The sequence below is a fragment of the Pseudoalteromonas sp. bablab_jr010 genome (genome assembly GCF_016464105.1).
In the GTDB taxonomy this organism is placed as follows: Bacteria; Pseudomonadota; Gammaproteobacteria; order Enterobacterales; family Alteromonadaceae; genus Pseudoalteromonas; species Pseudoalteromonas simplex.
In genome coordinates this window covers 198,192-207,208 of record NZ_JACDWV010000201.1, presented here as the reverse complement: position 1 = coordinate 207,208, position 9,017 = coordinate 198,192, and the positions used below count along the sequence as shown (strand labels likewise).

The following is a 9,017-nucleotide window of genomic DNA, read 5'->3' as shown; positions in this document are numbered from 1 at the left end:
GTGAAAGAAAGCACGATGAAAGAAAACAACACTCGTCCTGCGATGCGTCGTATCGACACCATCCACTTTGTGGGTATTGGTGGTGCAGGCATGGGTGGTATTGCCGAAGTACTTGCTTTTGAAGGCTACCGCATCACAGGTTCAGACATTGCGCACAGTGCGATGACTGAGCGCTTAATACAAGTGGGTGCAGAAGTATTTATTGGTCATGATGAAAACAATGTAAAAGATGCCAGCGTTGTCGTGGTATCAAGTGCGATTAACGAGCAAAACCCTGAGATTAAAGCAGCAAAAGCGGCACGTATTCCAATTGTTCGCCGCGCCGAAATGTTGGCAGAATTAATGCGCTTTCGCCACGGTATTGCTGTAGCGGGCACTCATGGTAAAACAACAACAACCAGTTTAATAGCAAGTATTTATGCACAAGCGGGCCTTGATCCAACCTTTATTATTGGTGGCTTGTTAAACAGCGCTGGAAGTAATGCCAAGGTCGGTAAAAGCGACTTTTTAATTGCAGAAGCTGATGAGAGTGATGCGTCATTCTTACACTTACAGCCTATGGTGTCGGTGATCACGAATATTGAAGAAGATCACATGGATACATACGGCGGTAGCTTAGAAAAAATGAAAGACACGTATGTTGATTTCATTCATAACTTACCGTTTTATGGTTTAGCTGTTGTGTGTATTGATTCTGAGGTTGCAGCGGAGTTGATCCCTCGCTTTGGACGCCCTGTGATTACCTATGGTGAGTCGGCAGAAGCTGATTACCGCATGGTTGATTTTAGCCAAGCAGCGAATACTTGTTCATTTAATGTTGTGAATAAGCAAGGTGAAAGCCTAGCCGTTACGCTTAATATGCCGGGTAAGCACAATGCGCTTAACGCGACAGCTGCGATTGCGGTGGCTAAAGATCAAAACATAGCTAACCATGCAATTTTAGAAGCGCTGACAAAATTTGAAGGCGTAGGCCGTCGTTTTCAGCATTATGGAAGCTTTGAGAATGAACGCGGTAATGTGATGTTAGTTGATGATTATGGTCATCACCCATCAGAAGTTGCAGCAACAATTGCGGCGGTTCGTGAAGGGTGGCCAGATAAACGTTTAGTGATGATTTATCAGCCGCACCGTTATAGTCGAACCCGTGATTTATACGAAGACTTTGTCAAAGTACTGGCTGATGTTGACCAGTTATTACTCCTTGATGTGTACTCAGCGGGTGAAGAGCCAATTGTGGGGGCCGACAGCAAGAGTTTATGTCGTAGTTTACGCCAGCGTGGTAAAGAACCATTACATATTGCCAACAGCTCCGAGCTTGCTGGTGTTCTTGCCAGTACACTGCAAGATAATGATTTAGTTTTAACACAAGGCGCTGGTAACATTGGCCAGTTAGTGAAAAAGTTAGCAGCAACCGAGTTGTCTATTGAACAACTAAAGCAGGTAAACGTATGAGCCAGTTAAGTGACAAATTTGGCAAAGTAGCGGTACTTTTTGGTGGCACATCTGCCGAACGAGAAGTCTCTCTTAAATCAGGCCAAGCTGTATTGAATGCTTTGCAAAGTGCTGGCGTTGATGCCATTGCTTTTGATCCGAAAGATCAGCCGCTATGGCAATTAAAAGAGCTAAACATTGAACGTGTGTTTATTGCTCTGCATGGTCGTGGTGGCGAAGATGGCACTATTCAAGGTGCACTTGAATTTATGGGTATCCCATATACTGGCAGTGACGTTTTAGGTTCTGCGCTTGCGATGGATAAAGTGCGTTGTAAGCACTTATTTAAAGCAATGGGGCTAAGCACAGCACCTTACACTGTTGTTGATAGCCGCCATGAGTTTGATAGCCAAGCGATTATTAATGAATTTGGTAAAGTGATGGTAAAACCCTCACATGAAGGCTCAAGCATTGGTATGGCAGAAGCAAGCAGCGCTGAGCAACTCGATGCGGCGCTTAACGCTGCATTTAAGTTTGATAGCCAAGTGCTTGTTGAGCAATGGATCACTGGCCGTGAATTTACTGTTGCTGTACTTGGGCAAGATGTTCAGCCTGTCATTGAGATGACGACGCCAAATGGCTTTTATGACTATCAAGCTAAGTATCAATCGAATACAACTCAGTATCATTGCCCTGCAGATATATCTGCGCAAGAAACTGAATTGTTGCAAGATATGGCATTAAAAGCATTTGATTTAGCGGGTGCAAGTGGTTGGGGGCGTGTTGATGCGATGCGTGATCAGCAAGGTAACTTTTACTTATTAGAAGTAAATACGGTACCAGGCATGACAGAAAAGTCTTTAGTGCCCATGGCAGCGAAAGCGAATGGTGCAAGCTTTGAGCAATTAGTTGTTCGCATTTTGGAGCAAACCCTTTAATATGCATCCTTTTTTAGAAAAAGCGCAACAATTAAAACAACAACTAAATTGGTCGTTGATTTTTGGTGTGAGCTTTTTTCTAGTCGTGATTTTTGCATTAGTAAAAATCACGACAGGCGTCTCAGATTGGTTGGTAGAAAACAAAGACGCACAAATAAAGCATTTATCAGTACTTGGACAGCCCCAATATACTGATGAAAAAGCAATTATTGGTGCAATAAAAAAAGCCGACTTATCGAGTTTTTTTGAATTAGACGTAAAACATGTGCAACGCTTAGTACAAAGCTTGCCGTGGGTGGCAACTGCATCGGTCAGAAAGCAATGGCCAGATACCCTGCAAGTATATGTTGTTGAACATCAAGCTGTAGCTCATTGGAACAGTGATATGCTGTTAAACCAAGCAGGCGAAGTGTTCCAAGCAAGTAGTGATAAATTACCCACAAGCTTGCCACAATTATACGGCCCTGAAGGCAGTGAGATTGAGGCGTGGACAGCATTTAGTCAATTTCAAGAAATGCTCAAAGTGAATAACTTAGAGCTGACTAGTTTAGCGCTTTCTGAGCGCTTTTCGTGGCAGTTATGGCTTGATAACGGCATTCGCCTGAACTTAGGCCGCAAAGAAAAAGCAAAGCGTGTACAGCGTTTTATTGACGTGTATCCGCGCATGGAACAACGTGCAGATGCACAAATCGATGTTGTTGATTTACGGTATGATACCGGTCTTGCAGTGAGCTGGAAGCCAGTGCAAGAAGAGCAATTAGAAAATAAGAGTAAGGCATGACCAAGTCAGCAGAAAGAAACCTAGTGATTGGATTAGACGTTGGCACATCGAAAGTTGTGGCCACCGTTGGTGAAATCACCGCAGATAACAAACTAAGCATTGTGGGTGTTGGCAGCCAAGTATCGCATGGTATGGATAAAGGCGGCGTTAACGACCTTAACCTTGTTTCTGAATCGATTCGTCGAGCTATAGATGAAGCTGAGCTAATGGCTGATTGCCGTATTAGCTCTGTTTATTTAGGGATTTCTGGAAAACATATCCAGTGCCAAAATGAAAGCGGTGTAGTGGCAATTAACAACACGGAAGTGACAGACGAAGATATTGAAAATGTCATCCACATTGCGCGTTCAGTGCCTATTTCGGCAGAACGAAAAATGCTCCATGCATTGCCACAAGAGTACAGCATCGATATGCAAGAAGGGATTAAAAACCCACTTGGCATGAGCGGTGTACGTATGGAAGCTCGCGCGCACATCATTACTTGCTCAAACGATATGGCAAAGAATATCGAGAAATGTGTTGAGCGTTGTGGCCTTGAAGTCGATCAGTTGATCTTCACGGCACTGGCATCATGTTACTCAGTACTTACAGATGACGAAAAAGAACTGGGTGTAGCCGTGTTAGATATTGGTGGCGGTACCATGGATATCACCATTTATATTAATGGTGCGCTTCGCCACTCAGCCGTTATTCCTGTAGCCGGTAACCAAGTGACTGGTGATATTGCAAAAATATTTAGAACGCCTATATCACATGCCGAGTCACTCAAAGTACAATATGCGTGTGCGAGTAGCCAAATGGCAAGCAACGAAGACACTATTGAAGTACCGAGTGTGGGTGGCCGACCAGCGCGTATTATGTCGCGCCATACCTTAGCTGAGGTTGTTGAGCCACGTTTTAGAGAATTATTCGAGTTGGCGATGGAAGAAATCCGCCGCTCAGGTTTTGAAGACCAAATTGCTGCAGGTCTCGTCATTACTGGCGGAACAGCAAAAATGACGGGTGCAATGGAAGTGGCAGAAGACATTTTCCAAATGCCGGTCAGAATTGGCAAACCAATCGGGATTGTTGGTTTGACAGATTATGTAGATGATCCTTCGTACGCGACCGCGGTTGGTTTGTTACAATACGGCCGTACAATGCAATCGATGAATGCACAAAAGTCGAAAGCAGAAGGTGATAATAATTGGTGGAACCGTATTACTAAATGGTTCCAAGGTGAGTTTTAAGACTCAAGTCGGAGAGTAAACATGTTTGATATGATGGAACAGCACAGCGAAGAAGCTGTCATTAAAGTAATTGGCGTGGGCGGTGGCGGCGGTAACGCTGTTGAGCACATGGTAAAACAACAAATTGAAGGTGTACGTTTCATTGCTGCGAATACGGATGCACAAGCATTACGTAATTCATCTGCTGATGTAACAGTGCAGCTAGGTACACAAATCACCTCTGGTCTAGGTGCAGGTGCTAACCCTGAAGTGGGTCGTAACTCTGCTGAAGAAGACGCTGAGACTATCCGTGCCAGCTTAGAAGGTGCTGACATGGTATTTATCGCAGCAGGTATGGGCGGTGGTACGGGTACAGGTGCTGCGCCAGTGGTTGCTAAAATTGCTAAAGAGTTAGGCATTTTAACGGTTGCTGTTGTAACGCGCCCGTTTGACTTTGAAGGTAAAAAGCGTGCTGCAGCTGCTGAACAAGGCATTAATGAATTGTCAGAAACTGTAGACTCACTTATTACAATTCCGAACAATAAATTGCTTAAAGTTTTAGGCAAAGGCACTACACTATTAGATGCCTTCGCAAAAGCGAATGACGTGTTATTTGGTGCGGTACAAGGTATTGCAGAACTAATCACACGTTCTGGTCTAATCAACGTGGATTTCGCCGACGTACGTACAGTTATGTCAGCGATGGGTACTGCGATGATGGGCACAGCATCTGCGTCTGGCCCTGACCGTGCGCAAGAAGCTGCAGAAGCGGCTATCTCAAGCCCACTACTTGAAGATGTCGATTTAACAGGTGCTAAAGGTATCTTAGTTAATATCACGGCAGGTATGGATATTGCGATTGAAGAATTTGAAATTGTTGGTAACCACGTTAAAGCACTTGCGTCAGAAAACGCAACAGTGGTTGTGGGTGCGGTAATTGACCCTGAAATGAGCGACGAGTTACGTGTAACGGTTGTTGCAACAGGTTTAGGCGGCGATCGTCGTCCACAGTTTGGTATTGTGGATAATGGCTTTAAAAAAGCATCAGGTTCTGATGTACAAAGCTCAATGAACCAAACAACTAGCAGCATGTATGTGCCAAGCTTTGCAAGTCAAGGCAGCGGTGATGATGTAAGCATGTCATCTGCGTCTGAAAAGCAAGAGCCAGTACAACAAAGTACAACGAGCAGCTCAGTATCTAGCAGCACTGAGAGCAGCAAAAAGTCTGATAAATCAGAGGGTGGCGATTACTTCGACATTCCAGCTTTCCTAAGAAAGCAAGCTGACTAAGACAGTTTTTGTTGGTAATTTTGTTCGATAAATAAACAAATTGGCAGTTGAATGTATTTATGATACAATTCGCCGTCTAACTGTAACTATAAGTGAGCGAACCTATGATTAAACAGCGTACGATTGCAGAAGTAGTCAAAGCCATAGGAATTGGACTTCATAAAGGTGAGAAGGTCACTATTACTCTCCGACCTGCGAGCGCAAATACTGGGATAGTATTTCGTCGCGTAGACCTTGATCCGGTTGTTGATTTTGAAACAACACCAGAAGCCGTTGGTGATACGCAACTGTGTACCTGTTTGACAAACAAAGATGGTGTTCGTTTATCAACGACTGAGCACCTTATTGCGGCGGTAGCGGCAATGGGTATTGATAATCTAATTGTTGAATTAGACAGCTCAGAAGTACCAATCATGGATGGTAGTGCATTACCATTCATCTATTTGTTACAGAAAGGCGGCATTAAAGAAGTAAATGCAGCTAAGCGCTTTATTCGTATTAAAGAAAAAGTACGTATTGAAGAAGGCGATAAATGGGCTGAGATCGAACCATACGATGGTTTCCACATCGATTTTGAAATTGCGTTTGATCACCCAGCAATCAATGAAAGCCGCCAACGTATCGGTTTAGATATCACGGCACAAAGCTTCACTGAAGAAATCAGCCGCGCACGTACTTTCGGCTTTATGAAAGATATCGAGTATATGCACGCTAACAACCTAGCATTAGGTGGTAGCATGGATAACGCAGTTGTATTGGATGAGTTTAAAGTACTAAATCCAAACGGCTTACGTTATAGCGATGAGTTTGTTAAACACAAGATCTTAGACTGTGTGGGCGATATGTTTATGACTGGCCACAACATTCTAGGTAAAATCACGGCTTATAAATCAGGCCATGATTTAAACAATAAACTACTTCGTAAAATTATGGCGACTGAGTCAGCATGGGAATGGGCAACTTTCGATACCCCAGTGACTATGCCAGCACCAGGCTTAGAAGTAGCGACAGCTTAATCGCAAGCATATTACAGTTATAAAAAATGACGCTTTAAGCGTCATTTTTTTTGCCAAACTATTATCAAGAATTATAAGCCTAGAATAGCTTCAAGCTCGACCAACTGATTGATTTGATAAGTTGGTTTAATATCTTCAGGTAGCTCAACTTCTGGGTGTTGTAACCAACACGTGTCGATACCCACATTGTGACCACCTAAAATATCACTGGCAGCTGTATCGCCTACCATTAAAATCTGCTCTTTTGGTGGATTGCCCATTAATTGAAATGTATGTTGAAAAATCTCTGGGGCAGGTTTTGCTTTACCGACTAACTCTGAAATAACCAGCCAATCGAACATATCCTGTAAACCGGTGTGCTCTAGGCGTTTTTGTTGTAACTTAGCAAACCCATTGGTAATAATGCCTAGCTTGGCGTGTGGTTTTAACTTTGTAAGCAAGTCAACTGCACCAGGTAATGGCACACAAATAGAGGCCATAGCATCCAAGAAGCCATCGTTAAGCTCTTTTGCTGGTACATCGAGTTTATTTGCCCATTCTGTAAAGCGAGTAATCTGTAGTTCACTGGCGGTAATTTCGTGCTTTTGATATGCAACCCACAGCGGCTTATTGGTTGCTTGGTAATGATGATAATCTGACTCAGTAAATTCTACGCCGTAATGTGCAAACATCACTTTTAAACCTTCAAATGCATTAAAGCTAAAAAGCGTTTCATCGGCATCGAATAATACGTGGCTATACTTCATGGTTATCCTAATTACTGGTTGAATAGGGTAGGGTGTGAAAATGGCGACATGGCCAATGTCAGCGCTTGTACATAAGTACTTTCGCGCGTGGCAAGATGATTGGTTAATAAGCCAATAGCACCACCTTGTTGTTTGATATTAACGGTATTGAATGCCTCATCCATGACATCACCTAGTTCTTTACCAGCTAGCAAGGCATCGTAAAAAGGTTGCGGTAACGGTAGGTTGCTACTGCGACCCACGCTAAATTGCTGCTTGTTTGCAATCACTACAAAGGCAAAGGTTGCAGCGCCATAACTAAATTGTTCTGCGCCACCTTCCATTGCTGTATAAAAATCGGCGTCAAAGTGATCTTGGCAATACTTAACGCGATTTTCAGCGCCGATACGGGTTTCATCTTCACCTAGTGGCTGATCAGGTACGCCAGAAGGTGCATCTTCACCTTTGCACTCAATGGTATGATGTGGGAAATAAAGACTAAAGACATGTTTAGCCGCGTTAATTTTAACGGGGTTCTTTGAACCAACAATAACACGTAATGTTTGTTTCAAGGCGACGACTCCATTGTTTTCACCAGAGTCAGCAGTGTACCCGAGTGAGTTAAATCGGCAAGTCAACCGGGGCTAAATTTTCAAGGGCGCGTTTTTTCAAAATAATATCTTTGATCAACGGGGTTAGCACAAGCTCCATTGCTAAGCCCATTTTGCCTCCAGGTACCACAAGCGTATTGATACGAGACATAAAGCTGCCTTCAATCATGCTCAAATAGTACGGAAAATCGACGTCATCTATGCCACGAAAACGAATCACAACAAAGCTTTCGTCTAAAGAAGGAATATCTTTTGCGCTGAATGGGTTTGAGGTATCAACCGTCGGCACTCGCTGGAAGTTGATATGAGTACGTGAAAACTGCGGGGTAATGTGGTTAATGTAGTCATCCATTGAACGCACAATAGAGCCCATTACCGCTTCTCGCGAATGGCCTCGTTCAGAGGTGTCGCGAATGAGTTTTTGGATCCACTCAAGGTTGATAATTGGCACCATGCCAATCAATAAATCGACATGCTTAGCAACATCATGATTCTCATCGACAGCACCACCATGAAGACCTTCATAGAATAAGATATCAGTATTTGATTCTAAATCTTGCCAAGGGGTAAAAGTTCCTGGAAGTTGGTTATAAGGGACCGCTTCGTCGAAAGTATGTAAGTAACGTCTGATTTTACCTCGGCCGGTTTCGCCATATTGGTAAAAAAGCTCTTCAAGGGCACCAAAATCATTAGCTTCTCGGCCAAAGTAGCTAATGTGCTTACCTTCTTGTTGTGCTTCACGGATTTTTTTATCCATTTCAGGGCGAGTATAACGATGAAAGCTATCGCCTTCGATGAAGGCTGCATCAATGCTTAAGCTTCTAAAAATGTGCTTAATTGCATTGGTGGTTGTGGTAGTTCCCGCCCCAGATGAACCGGTAATAGCGATGATAGGGTGTTTAGCTGACATAATTATTCTCGTTATTGTTGATACCAGTCGGCTTAAAAATTTAACCATTCTAGTGTGTTAAATGGTCAGTGGCATAACTCGATTGGTATTATCGTGCATAAAATCAA

9 protein-coding genes are annotated in these 9,017 nt (G+C 43.4%); 6 read left to right on the top strand and 3 right to left on the bottom strand.

Annotation, left to right across the window (positions count from 1 at the left end; genetic code table 11):
* The 6 genes from murC to lpxC all read left to right on the top strand — a co-directional run bounded on the left by murC (position 1) and on the right by lpxC (position 6,664).
* The gene (murC, locus tag JIG37_RS21640) at positions 1–1,452 is read left to right on the top strand and encodes a UDP-N-acetylmuramate--L-alanine ligase (protein ID WP_138598840.1); all 1,452 of its coding nucleotides are present in this window, start codon (positions 1–3) and stop codon (positions 1,450–1,452) included.
* Positions 1,449–2,369 carry a D-alanine--D-alanine ligase gene (locus JIG37_RS21635; protein ID WP_199530254.1) on the top strand — a complete coding sequence of 307 codons (921 nt, stop codon included), beginning with the start codon at positions 1,449–1,451 and terminating at the stop codon, positions 2,367–2,369. Before murC ends, JIG37_RS21635 begins: the two co-directional genes overlap by 4 nt.
* A gap of 1 nt (position 2,370) precedes the next feature.
* Positions 2,371–3,150 (top strand): cell division protein FtsQ/DivIB, encoded by a 780-nt coding sequence (locus JIG37_RS21630; protein WP_054552727.1) that lies wholly within the window; start codon positions 2,371–2,373, stop codon positions 3,148–3,150.
* Positions 3,147–4,379, top strand: coding sequence for a cell division protein FtsA (gene ftsA, locus JIG37_RS21625; protein WP_054552726.1), 1,233 nt, complete (start codon positions 3,147–3,149; stop codon positions 4,377–4,379). The genes JIG37_RS21630 and ftsA overlap by 4 nt, the downstream gene beginning before the upstream one ends.
* A gap of 21 nt (positions 4,380–4,400) precedes the next feature.
* Entirely contained in the window at positions 4,401–5,648 is a 1,248-nt protein-coding gene (gene ftsZ / locus JIG37_RS21620; RefSeq protein WP_054552725.1) for a cell division protein FtsZ, read from the top strand.
* A 104-nt stretch (positions 5,649–5,752) separates the two neighbouring features.
* Positions 5,753–6,664, top strand: a complete 912-nt coding sequence (gene lpxC / locus JIG37_RS21615; protein ID WP_036971181.1) for a UDP-3-O-acyl-N-acetylglucosamine deacetylase — start codon at positions 5,753–5,755, stop codon at positions 6,662–6,664.
* A 71-nt stretch (positions 6,665–6,735) separates the two neighbouring features.
* On the opposite strand, the gene yjjG is transcribed toward lpxC, so the two are convergent.
* From yjjG to JIG37_RS21600, 3 genes are read right to left on the bottom strand one after another with little or no spacing between them, the layout of a single operon-like run.
* Positions 6,736–7,410, bottom strand: coding sequence for a pyrimidine 5'-nucleotidase (gene yjjG / locus JIG37_RS21610; RefSeq protein ID WP_199530253.1), 675 nt, complete (start codon positions 7,408–7,410; stop codon positions 6,736–6,738).
* 11 nt (positions 7,411–7,421) lie between these two features.
* Positions 7,422–7,961 (bottom strand): inosine/xanthosine triphosphatase, encoded by a 540-nt coding sequence (gene yjjX, locus JIG37_RS21605; RefSeq protein ID WP_199530252.1) that lies wholly within the window; start codon positions 7,959–7,961, stop codon positions 7,422–7,424.
* Positions 7,962–8,010: 49 nt separating this feature from the next.
* Positions 8,011–8,910 carry a phosphoribulokinase gene (locus JIG37_RS21600; RefSeq protein WP_199530251.1) on the bottom strand — a complete coding sequence of 300 codons (900 nt, stop codon included), beginning with the start codon at positions 8,908–8,910 and terminating at the stop codon, positions 8,011–8,013.
* Between the last annotated feature and the right edge of the window lie 107 nt (positions 8,911–9,017).

What these genes read in the sequence shown, in the direction of transcription:
- JIG37_RS21630 (WP_054552727.1), top strand. Translation starts at nt 2,371, where the DNA reads ATGCATCCTTTTTTAGAAAAAGCGCAACAATTAAAACAACAACTAAAT.
- JIG37_RS21600 (WP_199530251.1), bottom strand. Translation starts at nt 8,910, where the DNA reads ATGTCAGCTAAACACCCTATCATCGCTATTACCGGTTCATCTGGGGCG.
- lpxC (WP_036971181.1), top strand. Translation starts at nt 5,753, where the DNA reads ATGATTAAACAGCGTACGATTGCAGAAGTAGTCAAAGCCATAGGAATT.
- ftsZ (WP_054552725.1), top strand. Translation starts at nt 4,401, where the DNA reads ATGTTTGATATGATGGAACAGCACAGCGAAGAAGCTGTCATTAAAGTA.
- JIG37_RS21635 (WP_199530254.1), top strand. Translation starts at nt 1,449, where the DNA reads ATGAGCCAGTTAAGTGACAAATTTGGCAAAGTAGCGGTACTTTTTGGT.
- yjjG (WP_199530253.1), bottom strand. Translation starts at nt 7,410, where the DNA reads ATGAAGTATAGCCACGTATTATTCGATGCCGATGAAACGCTTTTTAGC.
- ftsA (WP_054552726.1), top strand. Translation starts at nt 3,147, where the DNA reads ATGACCAAGTCAGCAGAAAGAAACCTAGTGATTGGATTAGACGTTGGC.